General features: G+C 59.6%; 21 protein-coding genes. 12 read left to right on the forward strand and 9 right to left on the reverse strand.

The genetic code is table 11. From position 1 onward, the window contains the following. The first annotated feature begins 386 nt into the window (after positions 1-386). From arnB to J0F90_RS10845, 11 genes are all read left to right on the forward strand, one after another. On the forward strand, positions 387-1,541 hold the full coding sequence (gene arnB / locus J0F90_RS10795; protein WP_033640509.1) for a UDP-4-amino-4-deoxy-L-arabinose aminotransferase: 1,155 nt from the start codon (positions 387-389) through the stop codon (positions 1,539-1,541). Then, positions 1,528-2,508 carry an undecaprenyl-phosphate 4-deoxy-4-formamido-L-arabinose transferase gene (arnC, locus tag J0F90_RS10800; protein WP_033640508.1) on the forward strand — a complete coding sequence of 327 codons (981 nt, stop codon included), beginning with the start codon at positions 1,528-1,530 and terminating at the stop codon, positions 2,506-2,508. The genes arnB and arnC overlap by 14 nt, the downstream gene beginning before the upstream one ends. Next, positions 2,508-4,490 carry a bifunctional UDP-4-amino-4-deoxy-L-arabinose formyltransferase/UDP-glucuronic acid oxidase ArnA gene (gene arnA, locus J0F90_RS10805; protein ID WP_033641428.1) on the forward strand — a complete coding sequence of 661 codons (1,983 nt, stop codon included), beginning with the start codon at positions 2,508-2,510 and terminating at the stop codon, positions 4,488-4,490. Before arnC ends, arnA begins: the two co-directional genes overlap by 1 nt. Further along, positions 4,487-5,392 (forward strand): 4-deoxy-4-formamido-L-arabinose-phosphoundecaprenol deformylase, encoded by a 906-nt coding sequence (gene arnD / locus J0F90_RS10810; protein WP_016927957.1) that lies wholly within the window; start codon positions 4,487-4,489, stop codon positions 5,390-5,392. The genes arnA and arnD overlap by 4 nt, the downstream gene beginning before the upstream one ends. Continuing rightward, complete coding sequence (arnT, locus tag J0F90_RS10815) at positions 5,389-7,053, forward strand: lipid IV(A) 4-amino-4-deoxy-L-arabinosyltransferase (RefSeq protein ID WP_033640507.1); 1,665 nt, start codon at positions 5,389-5,391, stop codon at positions 7,051-7,053. Before arnD ends, arnT begins: the two co-directional genes overlap by 4 nt. Then, a complete protein-coding gene (arnE, locus tag J0F90_RS10820; protein WP_033640506.1) occupies positions 7,050-7,394 on the forward strand; it encodes a 4-amino-4-deoxy-L-arabinose-phosphoundecaprenol flippase subunit ArnE in 345 nt (114 codons plus the stop codon). The genes arnT and arnE overlap by 4 nt, the downstream gene beginning before the upstream one ends. Next, positions 7,391-7,783, forward strand: a complete 393-nt coding sequence (gene arnF / locus J0F90_RS10825) for a 4-amino-4-deoxy-L-arabinose-phosphoundecaprenol flippase subunit ArnF (protein ID WP_016927955.1) — start codon at positions 7,391-7,393, stop codon at positions 7,781-7,783. The genes arnE and arnF overlap by 4 nt, the downstream gene beginning before the upstream one ends. A 171-nt stretch (positions 7,784-7,954) precedes the next feature. Then, positions 7,955-8,419 (forward strand): NlpC/P60 family protein, encoded by a 465-nt coding sequence (locus J0F90_RS10830; RefSeq protein WP_016927954.1) that lies wholly within the window; start codon positions 7,955-7,957, stop codon positions 8,417-8,419. Positions 8,420-8,478: 59 nt separating this feature from the next. Continuing rightward, entirely contained in the window at positions 8,479-9,492 is a 1,014-nt protein-coding gene (gene lplA, locus J0F90_RS10835) for a lipoate--protein ligase (RefSeq protein ID WP_033640505.1), read from the forward strand. A gap of 514 nt (positions 9,493-10,006) precedes the next feature. Beyond that, entirely contained in the window at positions 10,007-10,738 is a 732-nt protein-coding gene (locus J0F90_RS10840; RefSeq protein ID WP_016927951.1) for an EAL domain-containing protein, read from the forward strand. A gap of 256 nt (positions 10,739-10,994) precedes the next feature. Beyond that, positions 10,995-12,437: a protein adenylyltransferase SelO gene (locus J0F90_RS10845; protein ID WP_033640504.1), complete on the forward strand. Its 1,443-nt coding sequence runs from the start codon at positions 10,995-10,997 to the stop codon at positions 12,435-12,437. A 33-nt stretch (positions 12,438-12,470) separates the two neighbouring features. Here J0F90_RS10845 and J0F90_RS10850 read toward each other — a convergent pair whose 3' ends face one another. The 9 genes from J0F90_RS10850 to ppsR form a co-directional block, all read right to left on the reverse strand. Then, positions 12,471-13,256 carry a heme ABC transporter ATP-binding protein gene (locus J0F90_RS10850; protein WP_016927949.1) on the reverse strand — a complete coding sequence of 262 codons (786 nt, stop codon included), beginning with the start codon at positions 13,254-13,256 and terminating at the stop codon, positions 12,471-12,473. Beyond that, the gene (locus J0F90_RS10855) at positions 13,249-14,253 is read right to left on the reverse strand and encodes a FecCD family ABC transporter permease (protein ID WP_016927948.1); all 1,005 of its coding nucleotides are present in this window, start codon (positions 14,251-14,253) and stop codon (positions 13,249-13,251) included. Before J0F90_RS10855 ends, J0F90_RS10850 begins: the two co-directional genes overlap by 8 nt. Then, positions 14,253-15,083 (reverse strand): heme/hemin ABC transporter substrate-binding protein, encoded by an 831-nt coding sequence (locus J0F90_RS10860; RefSeq protein WP_033640503.1) that lies wholly within the window; start codon positions 15,081-15,083, stop codon positions 14,253-14,255. The genes J0F90_RS10855 and J0F90_RS10860 overlap by 1 nt, the downstream gene beginning before the upstream one ends. Further along, entirely contained in the window at positions 15,080-16,117 is a 1,038-nt protein-coding gene (locus J0F90_RS10865; protein ID WP_033640502.1) for a hemin-degrading factor, read from the reverse strand. Before J0F90_RS10865 ends, J0F90_RS10860 begins: the two co-directional genes overlap by 4 nt. 66 nt (positions 16,118-16,183) lie before the next feature. Continuing rightward, positions 16,184-18,256 (reverse strand): TonB-dependent hemoglobin/transferrin/lactoferrin family receptor, encoded by a 2,073-nt coding sequence (locus J0F90_RS10870; RefSeq protein ID WP_033640501.1) that lies wholly within the window; start codon positions 18,254-18,256, stop codon positions 16,184-16,186. A gap of 94 nt (positions 18,257-18,350) precedes the next feature. Continuing rightward, positions 18,351-18,533, reverse strand: coding sequence for a hemin uptake protein HemP (hemP, locus tag J0F90_RS10875; protein ID WP_016927944.1), 183 nt, complete (start codon positions 18,531-18,533; stop codon positions 18,351-18,353). 171 nt (positions 18,534-18,704) lie between these two features. Beyond that, positions 18,705-19,190 (reverse strand): glutathione peroxidase, encoded by a 486-nt coding sequence (locus tag J0F90_RS10880; protein ID WP_015377714.1) that lies wholly within the window; start codon positions 19,188-19,190, stop codon positions 18,705-18,707. A 105-nt stretch (positions 19,191-19,295) separates the two neighbouring features. Further along, positions 19,296-20,342: a 3-deoxy-7-phosphoheptulonate synthase gene (locus J0F90_RS10885; protein ID WP_015377715.1), complete on the reverse strand. Its 1,047-nt coding sequence runs from the start codon at positions 20,340-20,342 to the stop codon at positions 19,296-19,298. A 196-nt stretch (positions 20,343-20,538) separates the two neighbouring features. Beyond that, positions 20,539-21,399: a posphoenolpyruvate synthetase regulatory kinase/phosphorylase PpsR gene (gene ppsR, locus J0F90_RS10890; protein WP_161544659.1), complete on the reverse strand. Its 861-nt coding sequence runs from the start codon at positions 21,397-21,399 to the stop codon at positions 20,539-20,541. A 458-nt stretch (positions 21,400-21,857) separates the two neighbouring features. On the opposite strand from ppsR, the gene ppsA reads away from it, so the two are divergent. Continuing rightward, complete coding sequence (ppsA, locus tag J0F90_RS10895; protein WP_028128172.1) at positions 21,858-24,236, forward strand: phosphoenolpyruvate synthase; 2,379 nt, start codon at positions 21,858-21,860, stop codon at positions 24,234-24,236. Positions 24,237-24,291 lie beyond the last annotated feature (55 nt).

A 24,291-nucleotide genomic window follows, 5' to 3' on the forward strand; every position in this document is an offset into this window, starting at 1 on the left:
GGCATAAATGTAAACGAAAACTAAACATAGTGAATATAAATAGCCGGGTAATCATCGGCTATTATTGTGCTGCCTCTCATTTTCTCGTGAGTTTTCTTGAAAAACGCCAATGACGTGCTACGCTTGATTCGGCAAAAATAAAATAAGTAAATAATTATTAATAAATATAATTACTTGATTTACATAATAAAATTAAATTAATGATGACGGCGCCTATCCATCAGTTCTCCTACTGATGACAATCCTCGTCTTAAGGTTTAGTTAAGCTTGCGGCCTTACATTGGCAGTTAATCCACGGAAACGATTCTTCTCTGGCGTTTAATATTCGTTAAACGAAAGGGATTTACAGTGTCATCAAAAGCAGTTCGATACGTTTGGGGTTAACTATGGATCAATTTTTGCCTTTCTCTCGTCCGGCCATCGGCGACGAAGAAATCGCCGCGGTAGAGAAAGTGCTGCGTTCCGGCTGGATCACCACCGGGCCGCAAAACCAGCAACTGGAAAATGACTTCTGTTCCACTTTCGGCTGTAAGCACGCCATCGCCGTCAGTTCCGCCACGGCGGGCATGCACATCACGCTGATGGCGCTGGGCATCGGCCCCGGCGACGAAGTCATCACCCCTTCGCAAACCTGGGTTTCCACCCTCAACATGATTGAGCTGCTGGGCGCCACGCCGGTGATGATCGACGTTGACCGTGATACGCTGATGGTCAGCGCAGCCGATGTCGAGGCTGCCATCACCCCCAATACCAAAGCGATTGTTCCGGTGCATTATGCCGGTGCTCCCCTGCAAATGGATGCGCTGCGCGCCGTGGCCGAACGCCACCGCTTACCGCTGATCGAAGACGCCGCCCATGCGGTCGGCACGCGCTACAACGGCGAATGGGTCGGCGCACGCGGCACGGCGATTTTCTCTTTCCATGCGATTAAAAACGTGACCTGCGCCGAAGGCGGTCTGATAGCCACCGATGACGATGCGCTGGCGGATCGCCTGCGTTGTCTGAAGTTCCATGGTCTGGCCGTCGATGCCTTCGATCGCCAGCAGCTAGGCCGCAAACCGCAGGCCGAAGTGGTGGAGCCGGGTTACAAGTACAACCTGTCCGACATTCACGCGGCGATCGCCGTGGTGCAGCTGTCACGCTTCGCTGAGCTGAACGCACGGCGTAAGGCGCTGGCACAGCGCTACCTGAGCGCGTTGGAAGGCTCGCCGTTCCAACCGTTGGGCGTGCCGGATTATCCACATGACCACGCCTGGCACTTGTTCATGGTCCGCGTCGATCCGGCGCGTTGCGGCATCGATCGCGACCAGCTGATGGAGCGCCTGAAAGAGGTTGGCGTCGGCACCGGGCTGCATTTCCGCGCCGCGCACACCCAGAAATTCTATCGTGAGCGTTATCCGCAGCTTTCTTTGCCGAATACCGAATGGAACTCGGCGCGGCTGTGCACCTTACCGCTATTCCCTGACATGACCGACGCCGACGTGGATCGCGTGGTCAATGCCTTGTCTTCTGTTGTGGAGTCTTTACGTGTCTCGCGTTGAACCGATTAAAAAAGTGTCGGTAGTCATCCCGGTATACAACGAGCAGGAAAGCCTGCCGGCGTTGCTGGAGCGTACTACTGCCGCCTGTAAGCAGTTATCTCAACCTTATGAAATCATCCTCGTCGACGATGGCAGCAGCGACAACTCCGCTGACATGCTGACCGTGGCGGCGGAAAAGCCGGACAGCCACGTGATCGCCGTTTTGCTGAACCGCAACTACGGCCAGCACTCGGCGATCATGGCCGGTTTCAACCAGGTGACCGGCGATCTGGTGATTACGCTGGACGCCGATCTGCAGAACCCGCCGGAGGAGATCCCTCGTTTGGTCAGCGTGGCGGAAGAGGGCTATGACGTGGTGGGCACCGTGCGCGCCAACCGTCAGGACTCCTGGTTCCGCAAAAGCGCCTCGCGCGTGATCAACATGATGATTCAACGCGCCACCGGCAAGTCGATGGGGGACTACGGCTGCATGCTGCGCGCCTACCGTCGTCATATCGTTGAGGCGATGCTGCACTGCCATGAGCGCAGCACCTTTATCCCGATTCTGGCGAACACCTTCGCCCGCCGCACGACCGAGATCGACGTGCGTCACGCCGAGCGCGAGTTTGGCGACTCCAAGTACAGCCTGATGAAGCTGATCAACCTGATGTATGACCTGATCACCTGCCTGACCACCACGCCGCTGCGTTTGCTCAGCGTGGTCGGCAGCATCGTGGCGCTGTCCGGGTTTGTGCTGGCGCTGGTGCTGATTGCACTGCGTCTGCTGCTCGGCCCTGAATGGGCCGCCGGCGGCGTGTTCACCCTTTTCGCCGTCCTGTTCACCTTTATCGGCGCCCAGTTTGTCGGCATGGGGCTGTTGGGTGAATACATCGGCCGCATCTATACCGACGTGCGTGCGCGTCCTCGCTATTTTGTTCAGAAAGTGGTCGGTGCACAGCATGACCACAATACTCAGGAAGAAGAATGATGAAAGCTATTGTATTTGCTTACCATGATATTGGCTGCGCAGGTCTGAAAGCGCTGACTGAGGCGGGTTATGACGTGCAGGCCGTGTTCACGCACACCGACGACCCTGGTGAGAACAACTTCTTCTCCTCTGTGGCCCGTTTGGGCGCCGAATTGGATCTGCCGGTCTATGCGCCGGAAGACGTAAATCACCCGCTGTGGGTTGACCGCATTCGCGCACTGCAGCCGGACGTGATCTTCTCGTTCTATTACCGTCACATGCTGAGCGACGAGATCTTGTCGCTGGCGCCGCAGGGCGGTTTCAACCTGCACGGCTCGCTGCTGCCGCGTTACCGCGGCCGCGCGCCGGTGAACTGGGCGCTGGTGAATGGCGAAACCGAAACCGGCGCCACGCTGCACAAAATGGTGAAACGCCCGGACGCCGGCGATATCGTCGGTCAGCAGAAAGTGACCATCGCAGACAACGACACTGCGCTGACGCTGCACAAAAAAGTGCTGGAAGCCGCGCAGGTCGTGTTGAAAGAGCAACTGCCGAAACTGAAGAACGGCACCGCCACCTTCACCCGGCAGGATGAGTCTCAGGCCAGCTACTTCGGCCGTCGCACCGCGGCGGACGGCGAGATCCTGTGGCACAAATCCGCTAAAGAGATCAATAACCTGGTGCGCGCCGTCACGGAGCCGTACCCGGGCGCGTTCAGCTACCTCGGCCAGCGCAAACTGATTGTCTGGCGCTCTCGCGTGCTGGACACCCAACACGATAAACAGCCGGGCACCGTGCTGAGCACCTCGCCGCTGGTCATCGCCTGTGGCGAAGGCGCGCTGGAGATCGTCGCCGGTCAGAACGACAGCGGTCTGTACGTGCAGGGCAGCCGCCTGGCGCAGGAAATGGGCATCGTCACCGACGTGCGTTTGGCCGCCAAGCCGAACGCCGTAATGAAACGCCGCACCCGCGTGCTGATCCTCGGGGTTAACGGCTTCATCGGCAACCACCTGACCGAGCGCCTGCTGCGCGACGACCGCTACGACATCTACGGTCTGGATATCGGTTCTGACGCCATCAGCCGCTTCCTCGACAACCCGCGTTTCCACTTTGTGGAAGGCGACATCAGCATCCACTCCGAGTGGATCGAGTATCACATCAAGAAATGCGACGTGGTGCTGCCGCTGGTGGCGATCGCGACGCCGATCGAATACACCCGTAACCCGCTGCGCGTGTTCGAGCTGGACTTCGAAGAGAACCTGAAGATCGTTCGCGACTGTGTGAAATACAACAAGCGCATCATCTTCCCGTCCACCTCTGAAGTGTATGGCATGTGCGACGATAAAGAGTTCGACGAAGACCATTCGCGTCTGATCGTCGGGCCAATCAACAAGCAGCGCTGGATCTATTCGGTCTCCAAACAGCTGCTGGATCGGGTGATCTGGGCTTACGGCGCCAAAGAAGGCCTGAAGTTCACGCTGTTCCGTCCGTTCAACTGGATGGGGCCGCGTCTGGATAACCTGGACGCTGCGCGCATCGGTTCTTCCCGCGCCATCACTCAGCTGATCCTCAATCTGGTGGAAGGTTCGCCGATCAAACTGATGGACGGCGGCGCGCAGAAACGTTGCTTCACTGACATCAACGACGGCATCGAAGCGCTGTTCCGCATCATCGAGAACCGCGACGGCCTGTGCGACGGCCAGATCGTCAACATCGGCAACCCGACCAACGAAGCGAGCATTCGCGAGCTGGCGGAAATGCTGCTGGAAAGCTTCAACAACCACCCGTTGCGCGACCGCTTCCCGCCGTTTGCCGGCTTCAAGGACGTAGAGAGCAGCAGCTACTACGGCAAAGGTTACCAGGACGTCGAGCACCGCACGCCGAGCATCAAAAACGCTCACCGCCTGCTGGGCTGGCAGCCGACCATCGAGATGAAGCAAACCGTCGCCGATACGCTGGACTACTTCCTGCGCACTACCGTTCAGGAAGGGAACGGTGCATGAAGAAAGTCGGTCTGCGGGTTGATGTAGATACCTTCAGCGGCACCCGTGAAGGGGTGCCGCAGTTGCTGGACCTGTTCGAAAAGTACGACATTCAGGCCAGCTTCTTCTTCAGCGTGGGACCGGACAACATGGGGCGCCATCTTTGGCGCCTTTTGCGTCCGAAATTTCTGTGGAAAATGCTGCGTTCGAACGCCGCCTCGCTGTACGGCCTGGATATTCTGCTGGCCGGCACCGCCTGGCCGGGGCGCAATATTTCGCGCGCGTTGGGGCCGCTGATGAAGCGCACCGCCGAAGCCGGCCATGAAGTCGGGCTGCACGCCTGGGATCACCAGGGCTGGCAGGCCAAGGTCGGCAAGTGGAGCGAGGCGCAGCTGACCGAGCAGGTGCAGCGGGGCGTCGACGCTCTGAGCGCCTGCACCGGCCAGCCGGTGAAATGCTCCGCCGTGGCGGGCTGGCGCGCCGATACGCGCGTGCTGGAGGTCAAGCAGCGCTTCGGCTTCCATTACAACAGCGATTGCCGCGGCACCCATCCGTTTCGTCCGGTGCTGAGCGATGGGCGTCACGGTACGGTGCAGATCCCGGTCACGTTGCCGACCTTTGACGAAGTGATCGGCAGCGAAGTCAGCATGGCCGACTTCAACGACTACATTCTGCGCGCCATCGAGAACGATCGCGGCGTGCCGGTGTACACCATTCACACCGAAGTGGAAGGCATGTCGCAAGCGGCGATGTTCGAACAGTTATTGCAACGCGCACAGCGGCAGGGCATCGAATTCTGTCCGCTGAGCGCGCTGTTACCGCAAGATTTGGCGTCACTGCCGTTGGGCCGCATCAAGCGCGCTCCTTTCCCCGGCCGCGAAGGTTGGCTGGGCTGTCAAACCGATGTGAAGGACGTTACATGAAGGCGCTAAAAGGATCCTGGGCCATTCTGCTGGCCGTTTTTTTTGCTCTGGTTTACCTGATCCCGCTTAACGGCCGCCTGCTGTGGCAGCCGGATGAAACGCGTTATGCCGAGATCAGCCGTGAAATGCTGCAACGCGGCGATTGGGTGGTGCCGCATCTGCTGGGGCTGCGTTATTTCGAGAAGCCGGTAGCGGGTTACTGGTTCAATAACATCAGCCAGTGGCTGTTTGGCGAAAACAACTTTGCGGTGCGCTTCGGCTCGGTGTTCAGCACCGGCATGACCGCATTGCTGGTGTTCGCGCTGGCGATGCTGATGTGGCGCAATGCGCGCCGCGCCAGCCTGGCGATGTTGATGTTCCTGTCGATGGTGCTGGTGTTCAGCATCGGCACTTACAGCGTGTTGGATCCGATGATTTCGCTGTGGCTGGCGGCGGCGATGGTCAGCTATTACCTGACGCTGAAGGCCTCCTCGGTCAAGGGCAAGCTGGGCGCTTACGCATTGCTGGGCCTGGCCTGTGGCATGGGCTTTATGACCAAGGGCTTCCTGGCGCTGGCGGTGCCGGTGATCGCGGTGATCCCGATCGTCATTCAGCAACGCCGCATCAAGGATCTGCTGTGCTATGGCCCGGTGGCGATCGTGACCGCTACGCTGCTCAGCCTGCCGTGGGCGCTGGCTATCGCGCAACGCGAACCCGATTTCTGGAATTATTTCTTCTGGGTCGAACATATTCAGCGTTTCGCCGAAGATAATGCTCAACACAAGGCGCCGTTCTGGTATTACCTGCCGGTTCTGCTGGCGGCGGTGCTGCCTTGGCTGGCGCTGCTGCCCGGCGCGCTGCTCAAAGGTTGGCGCGAGCGCGTACAGCGTCCGGAGCTGTTCTTCCTGCTGAGCTGGGCGCTGATGCCGCTGATCTTCTTCAGCATCGCCAAAGGCAAGCTGCCGACCTACATTCTGCCGTGCATGGCGCCGCTGGCGCTGCTGATGACCGCCTATGCGGAAGACTATGCCGCCACGCTGCGCGCCAAGCTGTTCAAGGCCAATGCCTGGTTGAACGGCCTGTTCGGGCTGATTGGCATCGTGGCGCTGGTGGTGTTGAGCTCCGGTCTGCTGCCGAAAGCGCATCTGTTTACTCCCCAGGAGTGGCCGAAAGTGGTGCTCGGCCTGATCGCCTTCGGCGGCTGGCTGCTGTTCGCATTGGTTTCTGCGCGCGATAACGGCCGCCAATGGCGCTGGGCGGCGGCTTGCCCGGTGCTGCTGTGCCTGGTGATCGGTTACGCCATTCCGCAACAGGTGACCGATTCCAAACTGCCGCAAAACTTCGTCCGCGCCACGATGGCTGAACTGAGCGACAGCCGCTATGTGTTGAGCGACAGCGTCGGATTGGCGGCCGGCCTGGCCTGGGAACTGAAGCGCAGCGACGTGCTGATGTACAGCCAGAAAGGCGAGGTGGCCTATGGTCTTGAGTACCCGGACGCCAGGGGGCACCTGATCAGCGATGCCGACTTCCCGCAGTGGCTGGCGCAGGCGCGCAAGCAGGGCAATGTGTCGCTGGTGTTGCAGCTGTCCCGTGATGAAACGCTGCCGCAGGAGCTGCCGGTCGCAGACAAGGTGGATCGTATGAACCGCCTGGTGCTGATGTGGTATAAACAGCAACCATGATCGGTTTTTTGTTGGTGATAGTGGTCAGCCTGCTCACCTGTGGTGGGCAGCTGTGCCAGAAACAGGCGGCGCACTGTTGGGAACGGGCAGACGAGACGCGGCTGAAACAGACGCTGCGCTGGTTGGCGCTGGCGGTGTTGCTGTTGGGGCTGGGCATGGCGGTGTGGCTCAATGTGTTGCAACGCCTGCCGCTCAGCCTGGCTTACCCGATGCTCAGTCTGAACTTCGTGATGGTGACGCTGGCGGCGCGCTGGCTGTTTCATGAGCCGACGACCGTTCGCCACTGGTGCGGCGTGGCGTCGATTATGCTGGGGATCCTGCTGATGAGCGTGCATTCATGAAGGGCTATGCCTGGGGCGCCGCCAGCGTACTGCTGGTGACGCTGGCGCAGTTGCTGATGAAGTGGGGCATGGTGCAGATCCCGCTGATGTCGTTCGCCGACGTCTCGTTGGCGCTGATCGGCGACAACGGGTTGCCGCTGCTGGCGGTGGGCGGCGGCATCTTCGGTTATGCGCTGTCGATGCTGTGTTGGTTCTTTGCTCTGCGCCATCTGCCGTTAAACCGCGCTTATCCTCTGCTGAGCGTCAGCTATGCGCTGGTTTACCTGGCGGCGGTGATCCTGCCGTGGTTTAACGAGTCCGCTACGCTGCTGAAAACGTTGGGCACGCTGTTTATTCTGTTCGGCGTCTGGCTGATTAACAGCAAACCCGAGACAAAATCGCCGGAATAGCGCCAAAACCGGCGATCCCGCCATTATCTCCCTTATGGCGCTTGCCTTTTTCATCGTGCGGGAGATAAATTAACGCCAAATGGCGCTCTCCTTACGTGATGCCGACTTTGCCTCGCAGGCGGTGGTGTACCGGATGGCATAATGCGGCGACGTGTTCAATGAAGGGATATTATGCGGATGCGTGTGTGGTTTTTATTAGCCAGTTTGATCCTCGCCGGGTGTAGCAGCCATGCGCCGCCGCCCAGCGGCCGCCTGGCGGACTCTATCGTGGTGGTGGCCCAGCTCAACGAACAGTTGCGCCAGTGGTACGGCACGCCATACCGTTACGGTGGTCTGGATCGCGGCGGCGTAGATTGTTCCGGCTTTGTTTACCGCACGTTCCGCGATCGTTTCGACATGCAACTGCCGCGTTCGACCGAAGAACAGACCTCCCTGGGCACCAAGGTTTCACGCGATGAGCTGATGCCGGGCGATCTGGTGTTTTTCAAAACCGGCGGCGGTGAGAACGGCCTGCACGTCGGCATTTACGATACCAACGACCAATTTATCCACGCGTCGACCAGCCGCGGGGTGATCCGCTCCTCGCTCGATAACGTCTACTGGAAGCGGGTGTACTGGCAGGCGCGACGCATTTAGCCTTAACCCGTTGATTTGGTGTATCATGGCGGCATCTCGTGTTTTGAACGGTGCCTGCCATGAACAGCCTGCGTTTACTGATCTCCGACTCCTACGATCCCTGGTTCAACCTGGCGGTGGAAGAGTGCATCTTCCGCGAAATGACCACGCAAAAGATTCTCTTCCTGTGGCGCAATGCCGAAACGGTGGTGATTGGCCAGTCGCAAAACCCCTGGAAAGAGTGCAATACCCGGCGTATGGAGCAGGACGGCATTCGGTTGGCGCGGCGCAGCAGCGGCGGCGGGGCGGTATTTCACGATCTGGGCAATACCTGCTTCACCTTTATGGCCGGCAAACCGGGCTACGACAAGAGCGTCTCGACCGACATCATTCTGCAAGCGCTGCGGCAGTTGGGCGTCACAGCCGGCGCGTCGGGGCGCAACGATCTGGTGATGGAAACCGCCGACGGGCCGCGAAAAATATCCGGCTCGGCCTATCGAGAAACGCAGGATCGCGGTTTCCACCATGGCACGCTGCTGCTGAATGCCGATCTGGAACGGCTGGCGGACTACCTCAATCCGGATCCCAAAAAACTGCAGGCCAAGGGCATCACCTCGGTGCGTTCGCGCGTCGCCAATCTGGCGGAGTTTTTGCCGGGCATCAGCCATGAGCTGGTGTGTGAGGCGATCGTTCAGGCCTTCTTCGCCCACTATGGCGAGACGGCCGAGCCGGAGATCATTTCGCCGGATGTATTCCCCGAACTGCCCGATTTTGCCGCGCAGTTCGCCAAACAGAGCAGCTGGGAATGGAATTTTGGCAAGGCGCCGGCGTTCAGCCACTTGCTCAACGAGCGCTTTGTCTGGGGCGGCGTAGACCTGTTCTTCGATGTGGAGAAGGGGGCGATCGTTCGCGCGCAGGTATTCACCGACAGCCTGAATCCCGCCCCGCTGCAGCGGTTGGCGGAAATGCTGGTGGGCTGCGCGTATCGAAGCGAGCCCGTTGCCGCTTGCTGTGACCGACTGATGGCGGACTATCCTCAGCAGGCGGCCGAATTAGCCGAGCTGCGGCAATGGCTGAGCGAAACGATCCGCTAGCGCGCGCAGGCCAGGTGATGAAGGGATGAGCGTGCTCATCCCTTTTTTTATTGCTGAAATCGACGTTTTGCATGGCGGTAGCGCAGATTTTCTGAAAATCAAGGTGGGCATTTTTTTACGTTTTCAATGCCGCGAATAACGGGCGGAATTGATGCGTTATTAAATTTAATCAGTCGTCGTTAACGGCAGGAAAAATTGGCGTTAAGGAGGAAAGATTATTTTACTTTATTTAGGATTTTTCTTAAATAAAACAAAGGAGATAAGTCAAATTTAGCCATAAATCCATTCAACTTAAGTCAAATACCATTTTGCATAACGCGTTTGGCGCCCGCCATGGCATAAGTCCGGCTGCTTTTCTTTGCGCCTTTCACGATTGTCGTATAGCTTTAATCTATCAATTAAATGATATTTCATGGGTATTTACATTGATATTTCCGATTAATCCCAGAGGGATTGATCGATAAAATATATTGATATACGATGATACGCTAGCCATTCATCCTGTGGCATTAAAATGAACATCCAACTCGAAGCTGACTTTATTAGTAGCTATGTTTTTCAACCTGTTTACTCAATGGAGGGCGGGCTGTTGGCGGTGGAAATGTTGAGCCGTTTCAACAGTCTAGATGGTGATTTAGCCATGCCGGCCGAAATTGGGATTAATTTATTGGCGCCTGAACAAAGGATTGAGTTATTTAATGAGCAACTGAAACTTGCGGAGCAGCATGCGGCTTGGTTTACCGGTAACAACGTGCAGTTGACCATCAATATCGAAGAAACCATCGTTGAGCTTATTCTTTCCGATTCGGCGTTGGGCCAAAGGATCGGGCAATATCCTTTTATTGCATTTGAAATCAGTGAGAGTTTTCCGAATCTTTCGGCCGGCAAGAACAACCCGAGCGTGCGGCGATTAAGCGAAATGTTTACGCTGTGGCTCGATGATTTCGGTTCCGGTAAGGCCACGTTGACTGCGTTGTACGACGGTTTGTTTGACTACGTAAAGATAGACAAACGTTTTTACTGGCAGCTGTTTACCCATCAGGGGTATGACGTGGTCATTGACTCGTTGTTAAAGAATATCAACCTGTTATGTAAAGGCGTGATCGTCGGAGGAATAGAGAAAAAAGAGTATTTTAATAAACTCAGATACGCCGGTGTTTTAGGCCTGCAAGGTTTTTTATGGCCCAGCGTTGGTGTGGATAATCTGCAGGCTTTGCTGACGATGCCCAGCGAGTTCAATAATTAAGAAGTGATATAAAAAACTACACCCTATGAGGTCAATAATGCGCGGAGTGAGGTTACCGTGATCCCGCCGTCGTTATTCACCTCGTTTTGGGCTGATAACCGCGTTTGTCCGCCAGCGTTAAACCGCGTTCCCCCCGCCAGGCGGAAGCGCCAAACTCCCTGCATCCGTCCTGACGGCAGGCGGATGCGTTCTCCCTGCATTCCTTCGGTGTTAATCCGCCCGTTCACGCTCTACACTACGCTGAAACGGAGGGCCTATGCCGCAGTTCGATAACGCTTACTACCAACAGTTACCTGGTTTCTACACCGCTCTGAATCCAACGCCGCTTAAGGATGCGCGCCTGCTGTACCATAGCGAGCCGCTGGCGCGTGAACTGGGGCTGGATGAAAGCTGGTTTACTCAGGATAAAACCCCGATTTGGGCGGGAGAAACGCTGCTGCCGGGCATGCAGCCGCTGGCGCAGGTGTACAGTGGCCACCAGTTCGGCGTGTGGGCCGGGCAACTGGGGGATGGCCGCGGCATTTTGTTGGGCGAACAGCGCCTGGCGGACGGCAGCCACCGCGACTGGCACCTGAAGGGCGCCGGGCTGACGCCGTATTCGCGCATGGGTGATGGCCGCGCGGTGCTGCGTTCGGTGATCCGCGAGTTTCTGGCCTCTGAGGCGCTGCACCATCTGGGGATCCCCACCACCCGAGCGTTGACCATCGTCACCAGCCAACAACCGGTATATCGCGAGCAGCCGGAACGCGGCGCCATGCTGATGCGGGTGGCGGAAAGCCATGTGCGCTTCGGCCACTTCGAACACTTTTATTACCGTAAACAGCCGGAGCAAGTGCGGCAGCTGGCGGATTTCGTCATCGCCCATCACTGGCCACAGCTGCAGGATCAGGCTGAGCGTTACCTGCTGTGGTTTACCGACGTGGTCGAACGCACGGCGCGTTTGATCGCCCATTGGCAAACCGTCGGTTTCGCCCACGGCGTGATGAACACCGACAATATGTCGATTCTCGGCATCACCATCGATTACGGCCCTTATGGCTTCCTGGACGACTACCAGCCCGGCTATATCTGCAACCACTCCGATCACCAGGGGCGTTACGCCTTCGACAATCAGCCGGCGGTGGCGCTGTGGAACCTGCATCGCCTGGCGCAAACCCTGTCTGGGTTGATGACCACCGAGCAACTGCAGCAGGCGCTGGCGGCGTATGAGCCGGCGCTGATGCGCGCCTACGGTGAACAGATGCGCGCCAAACTCGGCTTCTTCACGCCGACGGCGCAGGATAATGACGTGCTCACCGGTTTGTTGAGCCTGATGGCGCAGGAAGGGCGGGACTATACCCGCACGTTCCGCTTGTTGAGTGAGACCGAACAGCAGCAGGTGCAGTCGCCGCTGCGCGACGAGTTTATCGACCGTGCGGCGTTCGACGCCTGGTATCAGCAGTATCGTCAGCGTTTGCAACAGGAACAGGTCAGCGATGCGGAACGGCAACGGGCGATGAAGGCGGTGAACCCGCGCCTGATCCTGCGCAACTATCTGGCGCAGCAGGCGATTGAGGACGCAGAGAAAGACGACGTGGGCCGTTTGCAGCGGTTGCATCAGGCCCTGCTCAGGCCGTTCGACGAGGCGCCGGAGTATGACGATCTCGCCGCGCTGCCGCCGGACTGGGGCAAACATCTGGAGATTTCCTGTTCCAGCTGAGATGAAAAAGGGCGCCTCATGGCGCCCTTGATGTTATTGACGTAGATAGACCTGCGGCAGCGACGCTTCGGGATGATGCACCACGCCGAGATCGGCCTGATACCAGCGGGTGAGAATGTCGGCCTGCAGCACTTCCTGCGGCGTGCCGCTCGCCACCAGGCGGCCCTGATGCAACAGCAGGATCCGATCGGCGTACAGCGCGGCCAGATTGAGATCGTGCAGCACGCAGCAGACGCCCAGCGGCTGTTGGCGCGTCAGCGAGCGCAGCAGGCGCAGGGTGTGCTGCTGGTGATACAGGTCCAGCGCCGAGGTCGGCTCGTCGAGGAACAGCCAGGCGGGGGACGGTTGCGGCTGCCACAGCTGCGCCAACACCCGCGCCAGCTGCACCCGTTGTTGTTCGCCGCCGGAAAGCTGACGGTAGTCGCGCTGTGCCAGCGCCAGGCAGTCGGTTTGTTCCATCACCTGTTGGAGCGCCTGATGCTCGTCGCGTTTGCCGTGCGGCGCCCGCCCCATGCTGACCACTTCTTCCACGCTGAAGGGAAACGCCAGATCGCTGTACTGGCGCATCACGGCCCGGACTTTGGCCAACTGCTGCGGCGCCCAGTGTTCCAGCGGGCGGTCGAGCAGCCGGCATTCGCCGCAGTCCGGCGTCAGATAGCCGGTCAGCAAGCGCAACAGCGTCGATTTTCCGGCGCCGTTAGGGCCGATAATCGCCACCATCTCACCGCTGGCGAGGCTGAGTGAAACGTCGTTGATCAGGCGGCGCGTACCGAGGCTGTAGCGCAGCTCTCGGGCCGTCAGGCAGGCGGCGTTATCCACCGGTTCGCTCCCGCTGGCGCATCACCAGCCACAAGAAGTAAGGACCGCCGATCAGGCTGGTCATCAACCCCACCGGCATTTCGGCCGGCGCCACCAGCGTGCGCGCCAGCGTATCGCTGACCAGCAACAGGCAGGCGCCGCCCAGCGCGGAGCAGGGCAGCAGCCAGCGGTGATCGCCGCCGAGACGCATGCGCACCAGATGGGGCACCACCAGACCGACGAAACCGATCACGCCGCTCATCGCCACCGCCGCACCGATCAGCAGGGCGCTCAGCAACAGCAACTGCAGCTTGGCGCGCTGGACGTTCACCCCGAGATAGTGGGCCTCTTCATCCCCCAACTGCAACAGGTTCAGCCGGCGCGCCTGCAGTAGCGTCAGCAGCGCCGTAGGCAGGATCAGCGAGGCCGAAACCGCCAGCGTCGGCCACTGCGACTGGCTGAGGCTGCCCATCATCCACAGCGAGAACTGGCGCAGCTGTTGATCGCTGCTGACGTAGGAGAGCACGCCGATGGCCGCCATGCACAGGGCGTTGATGGCGATGCCCGCCAGCAGCAGCCGCGACAGATTGCCGTGCCCGCTGCGGCTGATGCCGTAGATCAACAACGATACCAGCAGGCTGCCGAGGAACGCCGCCAGCATATGGCCGTACAGCGCGATCGTCACCGGCAATGCCAGCGGCATCACGATGAACAGCGCGACAAACAGCGCGCCGCCGCTGCTGATACCCAGCAGGCTAGGATCCGCCAGCGGGTTGCGGAACAGTCCCTGCATCACGGCGCCGGATACCGCCAGCGCGCAGCCGATCACCACCGCCAGCAGCACGCGCGGCAGGCGGATGTTCAACCAGATGTGCCAGGCGGCGTCGCTGAAAGGTTCGCGCCACAGGGTGCGAAACGACAGCGTCAGCGCGCCCAGGTTGGCGGCGACCAGCGCCAGCAGCGTCAGCAGCACCAGCAGACCGATGATGGCCAACTGAGGCGAGGTGCGACAGCGCATTACTTTTGCTCCGCCGCGTGGCGCAGCTTGGCCAGCGCCGCCGGCGTTTCCAGACCGAAGCCCAGCAGCGCCATGTCATCGACGATCAGTACGCGGCGCTGCTTGCCTGCCGGCGTCAACGCCAGGCCCGGCAGCGTCCACAGCTGCTGTTCGCCGCCGAGGGTGCGCACGCCGTCGGTGGTGACCAGCAACAGATCCGGCGCGCTGGCGATGACGCCTTCCTGCGACAGCGGACGGTAGCGGTCAAAGCCCTGCATGGCGTTTTTCAGTCCGGCGGCGGCGATCACCGCGTCGGCGGCGGTGTGTTGCCCGGCGGCCATCGGCGTAATGCCGCCGTGGCTCATCACGAACAGCACCTTGACCGGCAGCGGAGAGGTGTCGACCGCCGCCAGCTGCTGTTGATAGCGCTCGCTCAGCTGTTTGCCTTGCTCAACGCGTTGCAACGCGGCGGCGATCACGGCGATTTTCTGCGGCACCGCCTGCAGGGTGGTGTCACCCGGCACGCTGACCACTTTGACGCCGCTGTCCGCCAGCTGTTTGAGCACCAGCGCCGGTTGCGCCAGCTCGGTCGTCAGCACCAGCGTCGGTTTGAGCGCCAAAATGCCTTCGGCATTCAGCTGGCGCATGTAGCCGACGTCCGGCAGCTTTTTCACCGCCTCCGGATGCAAACTGGTGCTGTCACGGGCGATCACGTCGTCGCCGGCGCCGAGCGCGAAGGCGATTTCCGTCACGTCGCCGCCGATCGAGACGATGCGCTGCGCCGCCGCCGCGGTGAGCGGCAGCGCCAGCGTCATCATCAGCGTCAGGCGGCGGATCAAGGAAGATTTCATGCGGCGATGTCCTTGGCGGCGAGCGCGGCAACCTGCTCGCGCCACTGGGTTTGTTCCGGCTGGCCTTCGGTGCGTTGGCCATACAGCTGCGCAATCTGCGTGCCGTCGGCGGCGAACAGCTCCAGGCTGGTGACGATGCCGTCCTTGGTCGGTTTGCGGGTGATCCAGCTTTCGGCGATGGCGTCTTCGATCAAGTGCAGCGTGAAGCGGCGGTTGAACACGTTGATCCAGCCTTCCTGCGGCATCAAACGTTCGATCTGGCCGGTGAAGATCTGCACGCAGCCGCGGTTGCCGACGAAGATCATGATCTCGTTTTGCTGCTGCTGCGCCGCTTCCAGCAACTGCGACAGCGCGCTGTTGTCCACCTGATAGGCCAGATCGTCGCCGACGGCGCGGAAGGCCTGCTGGCGCGTGAGTTTATTGCGGCTCAGCAGCTGGAAAAACTGGTGAACGTCGGTCATCGCGCGCCATTCAGCGTCGATTTTGGCATGATCTTGCGTTGTTTCATCAACGGTGTTCGCCTCGACGGGCTGCAGCGTCAGCGCCGGGTTTTCTTCGCTCAGATGGCGTTCCACCAGCGCCATCCAGGCCGGCAGATCGGTTTCCTCGGTGGTGTAGACCTTGTGCAGCGCATCGCCCTGTTGGTCGAAGAACTGGATGCTGTGGCGCACGCCGCGTTTGTTGGTTTCGCTCATGGCGAAAACGCTGGTCCAGTGGTTGAGGAACAGGCGCAGATCCAGCTCGCGCGGGTTGAGGATCAGCCCGGCGTGGCCGTTGAGGTGCTGGTTGCGGTAGCGGCCCATCTGCTCATGCACCGCATAGCTGTTGCGGGTGATGGATTTGGTGACGCCCACTTGCTCAAGCTCGGTCAGCAGGGTGCGCGCGTCGGCCTGCAGGCGGCGGGCGTCGTGGACGACGCGGGCGTGCGTCAGCTCCGCTTCGCTGACGCCAAGGATCGCAGCCAGATCGCGGGCGTATTTGCCGGGGTGATCGATTTTAGCCTGTTGGTAGCGTTCGTATAGGGTGTTGCTCATGCCGGATTCTCCTGCGCTGTAATGCGAACGGCGGACAATCGGGTTGTCCGCCAGATAGTCAAATGATTACCACTGGTAGCTGACCAGCAGTTTGGCGTTGCGGCCATCCTGCGGGACGCCCTGCGGCGAGTAATATTCTTTGTCGAAGGCGTTGCCCAGTACCACGGTGGTGGTCATGCCCTGCAGCCGATCGCGGCCCTTGTAGCTCAGATAGAAGTCGTTGACGCCATAGCCGGCTTGTTCGGCCGTGCCTGTCTCCACGCGCGTCGCGCGTTCGGCGAAGGTGGCGACCCAGCCGGCAGACAGACCGGTTTCGCCCAGCGGCACGTCCAGCGAGCTGGTGACGGTGTCCGGATTGATGCTGCTTAGCCAGTCACCGGTCGCTTCATTTTTGCCACGGGTGCGGTTGTAAGCCAAATCCCAGCCGAACCAGGGGGTTTTATAGCTGAGCGTAGCGTCCCATCCCCAGATTTTGGCGCGATCGACATTGGTCGAGAAGGTGGTGCAACTGATGCAGTAAGGGCCGCGCGGACCGCGTCCCAGTTCCATCGTGACATCGGTGGTGATGTAGTCCTTGGCTTTGGTATCGAAATAGCTGGCTTTGAACTGCAGGCTATCATCGGCCAGCATCAAGTCATCGAAACGCAGACCAAACCCGTACTCTTGGGTCTCGTTGGTTTCCGGCTTCAAATTCGGGTTAGGCACCCAATAGTTGGTGATGGTGGTTGGTCCCATTGGAATTGAGAAGTGCTTGGAGTCGTTGTACATCTCACCCATCGTCGGCGCGCGGAACGCCTGAGAATAGGAGCCGAACAGCATCAGCCAGTCGGTAGGCGTAATGCTGACTGCGCCGCGAGAGGACCATTTGTCCGCATCCACATCGGCATAGCCGTCGCTTGAGCCCTTGTAATTGTCATAGCGGGTGCCGGCGAGCAGGGTGACGGGCAGATCGCGCAGCGTGATTTCGTCCTGCAGCCAGCCTGAAGCGAAATTGATTTTTGCGTGCGGGAAACTTTCGGTAGCGCCGCCCGGCGTTTGCTCCTGTTTGTAGGCCTCGGTACCGTAGGTCAGCAGATGTGAAGCGAAAGTATCCGCAAACAGACGCGTGCGGTTTTCGAGTTTGGCGCCTTTCGTGGTTTGTTTACGCGCTTCATCCTCGCTGCCATTGGCGTGAGCGTTAATTTTCACGTCTGAATAATACACTTTCGCTTCCGCATCCAGCCAATCCTGGCCGATCGGCTTCAGTTTGTAACTCAATGCCGCGTCGCGTTGAATCGTCGAACGATCGGTCATTAAGTTTCCACTGGAGCTGGCTGGGGTTTGCGGGTTTTTCGGCTCCTGGGCGCTGTTGTTGTAGTAGCGCAGGTTGCCGCTTAGCGACTGGCTATCGTCGATCTTCCAGGTGCCTTTAGCCAGCACGTTGCTGATGGTTTCGTCATTAGGCGCATCGAAGCCGTTGCCCTGACGAAGATCGCCGACGTCGCGGGTGCCGAACGACAGCAGGCCGTCGAGGTTATCGGTCTTGCCGTAGGCGCTGGCGCCCATGCCCAGGCTGTGGTCGCCGGTGCCGGCGGTGCCGTAGACGCGGAACCCGCTATCCTGGCCCGGCAGCAGCAGATCGGCGGCATCGACGGTCTCATAAGACACTACGCCACCCAACGCGCCGCTGCCGTACAGCAACGCGGAGGGGCCGCGCACGATTTCAATGCGTTTCACTAACGCAGGATCCAAAAAAGTGCCGTTAATATGGCCGGTATCGGTCCCCTGGCGGATGCCGTCAACTAACGTCAGCACGCCACGTCGGTCGTAACCGCGCATCATGAGATCCTGCCCATTGCTGCGCCCGGAACCCGTGACGGTAATGCCCGGCACGCGGCGCAGCATATCGGCGGCGGTGCCTGCAGTTTGACTTTCCGGCGAGTTGCCTTCGATGACCGTGACCATCATCGGCGCTTCAAAGCTGCTGCGTTGGTTGCCGGTGGCGACCACGGTCATGGTCTCGTCGGCGTTTTTGGCCGCTGCCGCGTTGGAAGAAGTTGTTGTGCTGGTGTTTTGTGCCAAGGCCACCGTAGGCAGAGCGCAGGCAATCGCTAGACTCAACGCGGAAAAACGCAGCCGGGTGGAAAATATCAGAGGCATGGTGCAACTCTCCGTATGTAATAAAACATATCAATAGATTTGCTGGCTGCCTGGATCAAACGATCGGGGTGGCTGGCGTTTGAGGGTTCTATGGTTATTTGGTCAGGATCAATTTCCCGGCTTTGGTCTGCCGCAGCTGATAGCGCTGGCCCTGATGGGTAATGAACGCGATGCCGTCGGCGCCGAGCAGCTGTGCGCTGTCGTAGCTGGGCGGCGCGTTTGCGCTGTGCTCGGTCGGGGCCGCGGCGGCGGGGGTTGGCGTGTTGGCAGTATCCATCATCATTGTGCTTATAAAACAGATCATTAAATGGTAATTAATATCAAACTGAGAATCATTATCATGTGAAGGAAAGGTTACATCAAGGAAAATTTTCTTACCGATGGAACCTTTTTGTCGAACGGACATCCGGCGGCGGGCCGAGCGCACTCGGCCCGTAAAAAAGGGGCGTTATTTCAGCAAGGTTTCGATGCGGTCAAACAGGCGTTCGGGCTTGGTGATCGGCGCAAAGCGCGTCACGCGCTGGCCGTCGGCGGTGAGCAGGAACTTGGTGAAATTCCATTTGATGCGGCGGCTGCCCAGAATGCCGGGCGCGAGGCGTTTCAGCTCATTGAACAGCGGGTGGGCGCCGGGGCCGTTAACGTCGATCTTGCTGAACAGCGGGAAACTGACGCCGTAGTTGAGGCTGCAAAAATTGGCGATCTCCAGCGGACTGCCCGGCTCCTGAGAACCAAACTGGTTGCAGGGGAAGCCGAGCACCATCAGGCCGCGCTCGCGATAGTATCGCCACAAATTTTCCAGCCCGCGGTATTGCGGGGTGAAGCCGCACTTGCTGGCGGTGTTGACCACCAGGTAAGCGCGCGCCGGGAAATCGCCCAGCGTTTTTTGCTCGCCCTGCAGCGTGACGCAGGGAATGGATAACAGAGAGTGAATCATGCCGGGGCTCCCAGTGCGTTTCGGCGGGTGCTAAAGCGTTGCAATCAGTATAGATGAGCGGGACAGAAGGGAGAAAGCCGGGGCGGGGCCCCGGTCTATGTTGCGTCAGAAACGGCTATCGACCGCATCCGCCAGCATCGCCAGCAACTGTTCGCTGTCGGACCAGCTCAGGCAAGGATCGGTGATCGACTGACCATAGGTCAACGGTTGGCCGGCGACGATCTTCTGCGTGCCTTCCACCAGGAAGCTTTCCGCCATCACGCCGGTGATGGCGGCAGAGCCGGCGCGGATCTGCTGGCAGACGTTGTCGGCCACTTCCAGCTGGCGGCGGTGCATTTTCTGGCAGTTGCCGTGGCTGAAGTCGATCACCAGGTGTTCAGGCAGATCGAACTCGCGCAGGCTGTCACAGGCGGCGGCGATGTCGCTGGCGTGGTAATTCGGCGTTTTGCCACCGCGCATGATGATGTGGCCATATGGGTTGCCGCTGGTCTGGTAGATGGTCATCTGGCCATGTTTGTCCGGCGACAGGAACATGTGCCCGGCGCGCGCCGCGCGAATGGCGTCGATGGCGATGCGGGTGTTGCCGTCGGTGCCGTTTTTGAAGCCGACCGGGCAGGAGAGCGCCGAGGCCATTTCACGGTGGATCTGGCTTTCGGTGGTGCGTGCGCCGATGGCGCCCCAGCTGATCAGATCGGCGATGTATTGGCCGACGACCATGTCCAGGAATTCGGTGGCGGTCGGCAGGCCGAGCTGGTTCACTTCCAGCAGCAGGCGGCGTGCCATTTCGATGCCGCGGTTGACCTGGAAGGTGCCGTCCAGCGCCGGATCGGAGATCAGGCCTTTCCAGCCGACGACGGTGCGCGGTTTTTCGAAATAGGTGCGCATCACGATCTCCAGGCGATCCTGGTAGCGCTCGCGCAGGGCGTTCAGCCGGCCGGCGTAATCGACGGCGGCGTCGAGATCGTGGATCGAGCAGGGGCCGATCACCACCAGCAGGCGGCGGTCTTCACCGGTGAGGATTTTTTCAATGCGTTTACGTGACGCTGTCACGTTATCAGCGATGGCCGCCGAGATCGGCAGCTTGTCCGCCAACGCTTGCGGCGTGACGAGGCTGTCGATGCGCGCGGTCCGCAGTTCATCTGTTTTGTGCATGTTGTTCCCTGGAAACTGTTCTTCTCTGCGGCAGGAGTGCCGGGAAGTGATGGCGATCACAATAACGCAAAAAGCGCTGAATTCAACCGTAGAGATTGTGTTCTGTTGATCAAAGCCGCGAAAAAAAGCACAAAAAAATCAGCTGCTGCTGAAATAAACGGCAGGCGGCGGGGCACGGGGCCCCGCGAGGGAAAGATCAGAACATGCGGCGGCTCATGCCAAGGATGTCGAGGATTTTGGTGGAGATCTCTTCGACCGAATAGTTGGTGGTATTGAGGTAGCGGATCTGATTTTTGCGGAACAGCGCCTCAACCTCGGCGAGCTCCATGCGGCACTGGCGCAGTGAGGCGTAACGGCTGTTTTCGCGCCGTTCTTCGCGGATCGCCGCCAGGCGTTCCGGATCGATGGTCAGGCCGAATAATTTATGCTGAAACGGTTTCAGCGAGGCCGGCAGGTGCAAATTGTCCATATCATCGGCGATAAACGGATAGTTGGCGGCGCGGATGCCGAACTGCATCGCCAGATAAAGGCTGGTGGGGGTTTTGCCGCAGCGCGACACGCCGAGCAGGATCACCTGCGCCTGATCGAGATTGCGCAGCGAAATGCCGTCGTCATGCGCCAGGGTATAGTCGATGGCGGCAATGCGCGCGTCGTACTTGCCGAGGTTGCTGGCGGTCAGACCGTGTGTGCGGTTCGGCACCGGCGTTGGCTCCACGTCCAGCTCACCCTGCAGCGGGCCGACCAGCGCCTGCACGATATCCTGACAGAAGCCTTGGCTTTGCACGATCACATCGCGCACTTCCGGCGAGATGATGGAGTAAAACACCAGCGGCCGCACACCGGTTTCATTATAGATATCATCGATTTGTTGGCGAACTGCGCGTGCGCGCGCCTCGGTTTCGACAAACGGCAAGGTGTAAGTGGTCGCCGTGACCGGGAACTGCGACAGCACCGCGTGCCCCAGCACTTCGGCGGTGATCGCCGTACCATCCGAAATATAAAAAACGCTTCTTTCCACCCGAGGCTCCTTACCTGAAAACGGTGTTCCTGCTGTCATCACTGCCAATATCATGAGCCGCAGACGATCCGCGGGTAAAGGGGCGAGGGAAAAAATTGTGACGGCGGGGCGGTAAAGCGTCTGCGGCGGCGCGCGAAAAAAAGCGCGCGTTGGCGGCGATAGAAATCGCGGCGCAGCGCCGCTTTTCGAGCCGAAACGTAAATTTGCCGCTATTTTCACCAAAAACGATAGCGTTTGCGTGGTCATTAAAACAGAATTTTAAAAAGAGCGTAATTTGTTGAGAACTAAGCTTTTCGTGCGATTGGGAACGGTTCCCAGGCAAATCAGCCGGTTAGGACATTCTCTTAAAAACCACTTTCTTCAGTGGGTTGATCGATTCACCTTTCCATTTTCCCCGGATCAGTGTGCTAGTCTGATTCGGCTCCGTGTTAGCGGCGCCGTAAAGCAAGCGAATTAAATCCGTCTTTACCCTACTGATAGCAATAAGGATTGTCTCGATGTCCAACAATGGCCCAGACTTGCGTAATGTGCTTTGGTACAACCAGCTTGGCATGCACGACGTTGACCGTGTCGGCGGCAAAAATGCCTCCCTCGGTGAAATGATCACCAATCTTTCCGATTTGGGCGTGGCCGTGCCTAACGGTTTTGCCACCACCGCACAGGCGTTTAACGATTTCCTCGAACAAAGCGGTGTTAACCAGCGCATCTATCAGCTACTGGATCAGACCGACGTTGACGACGTTGCCCAACTGGCCAAGGCCGGCGCCCAGATCCGCCAATGGGTGATCGACACGCCGTTCCACGCCGAGTTCGAGCGTGAAATTCATCAGGCTTACCAACAGCTCGCCGACGGCGAACCGGAAGCTTCCTTTGCGGTGCGCTCCTCCGCCACGGCGGAAGACATGCCGGACGCCTCCTTCGCCGGCCAGCAGGAAACCTTCCTCAACGTGCAGGGCATCGACGCCGTAATGGTGGCGATCAAGCACGTGTTCGCGTCGCTGTTCAACGACCGCGCCATCTCTTATCGCGTGCACCAGGGCTACGATCACCGCGGCGTGGCGCTGTCGGCCGGCGTACAGCGCATGGTGCGCTCGGATCTGGCCTCCTCGGGCGTCATGTTCACCATCGACACCGAGTCCGGCTTTGATCAGGTGGTATTCATCACCTCCGCTTTCGGCTTGGGTGAAATGGTGGTGCAGGGCGCGGTGAACCCGGATGAGTTCTACGTGCACAAACCGACGCTGCAAAACGGCAAGCCGGCGATCGTGCGCCGCAACCTGGGTTCGAAAAAGATCCGCATGGTATACGCGCCGTCGCAGGATCACGGCAAGCAGGTGCGCATTGAAGACGTGCCGGAAGCGCAGCGCAGCCGTTTCTCGCTGACGGATGACGAAGTGCAGGCGCTGGCGCAGCAGGCGATCCTGATCGAAAAACATTACGGCCGCCCGATGGATATCGAGTGGGCGAAAGACGGCCATACCGGCAAGCTGCTGATCGTGCAGGCGCGCCCGGAGACCGTACGCTCCAACGAACAAACCATGGAGCGCTACCAGCTGAACGGCACCAGTCCGGTGCTGGTGGAAGGCCGCGCCATCGGCCACCGCATCGGCGCCGGTCCGGTGAAAGTGATCCACGACATCAGCGAAATGGATCGCATCCAGCCGGGCGACGTGCTGGTCACCGACATGACCGACCCAGATTGGGAACCGATCATGAAGAAAGCCGCCGCGATCGTCACCAACCGCGGCGGGCGCACCTGTCACGCGGCGATCATCGCCCGTGAGCTGGGCATCCCGGCGGTGGTGGGCTGCGGCCACGCCACCGACGTGCTGAAAGACGGCCAGAAAGTCACCGTATCCTGTGCGGAAGGCGACACCGGCTTCGTTTACAGCGACATGCTGGATTTCAGCGTGCAGAGTTCCGAAGTGACCGAGCTGCCGGATCTGCCGCTGAAGATTATGATGAACGTCGGCAACCCGGATCGCGCTTTCGACTTTGCGCGTTTGCCGAATGAAGGCGTGGGCCTGGCGCGGCTGGAGTTTATCATCAACCGCATGATTGGCGTGCACCCGCGCGCGCTGCTGGAGTTCGATCAGCAGACGCCGGCGCTGCAAAACGAAATTCGCGCGTTGATGCAGGGTTACGACCACCCGGTCGAGTTCTACGTTGGCCGCCTGACAGAAGGGATCGCGACGCTGGGCGCCGCCTTCTGGCCGAAGCGTGTGATCGTGCGGCTGTCCGACTTCAAATCCAACGAGTACGCCAACCTGGTGGGCGGCGATAAGTATGAACCGCACGAAGAGAACCCGATGCTGGGCTTCCGCGGCGCCGGCCGTTACGTGGCCGACAGCTTCCGCGATTGCTTCGCGCTGGAGTGCGAGGCGGTGAAACGCGTGCGTAACGACATGGGGCTGACCAACGTCGAAATCATGGTGCCGTTCGTGCGCACCGTGGCGCAGGCGGAAGCGGTGGTGGCCGAGTTGGCGCGTCAGGGGCTGAAGCGCGGCGAAAACGGGCTGAAAGTGATCATGATGTGCGAGATCCCGTCCAATGCGCTGTTGGCGGATCAGTTCCTCGAGCACTTCGACGGCTTTTCCATCGGCTCCAACGACATGACTCAGCTGGCGCTGGGGCTGGATCGCGATTCCGGCGTGGTGTCGGAACTGTTCGACGAGCGCAACGAGGCGGTGAAAGCGCTGCTGTCGATGGCGATTCAGGCGGCCAAGCGCCACGGCAAATACGTCGGCATCTGCGGCCAGGGCCCGTCTGACCATGAAGACTTCGCCGAGTGGCTGATGGAGCAGGGCATCGACAGCCTGTCGCTTAACCCGGACACTGTGGTGCAGACCTGGATCAATTTGTCGAAAAAGAAATAATGTCTCGGCCTCGCTGAGGCATTAACGTCAGGCCGCAGTTAACGCTGCGGCCTTT

This window comes from Serratia marcescens subsp. marcescens ATCC 13880 (genome assembly GCF_017299535.1).
Classification (GTDB): Bacteria; Pseudomonadota; Gammaproteobacteria; order Enterobacterales; family Enterobacteriaceae; genus Serratia; species Serratia marcescens.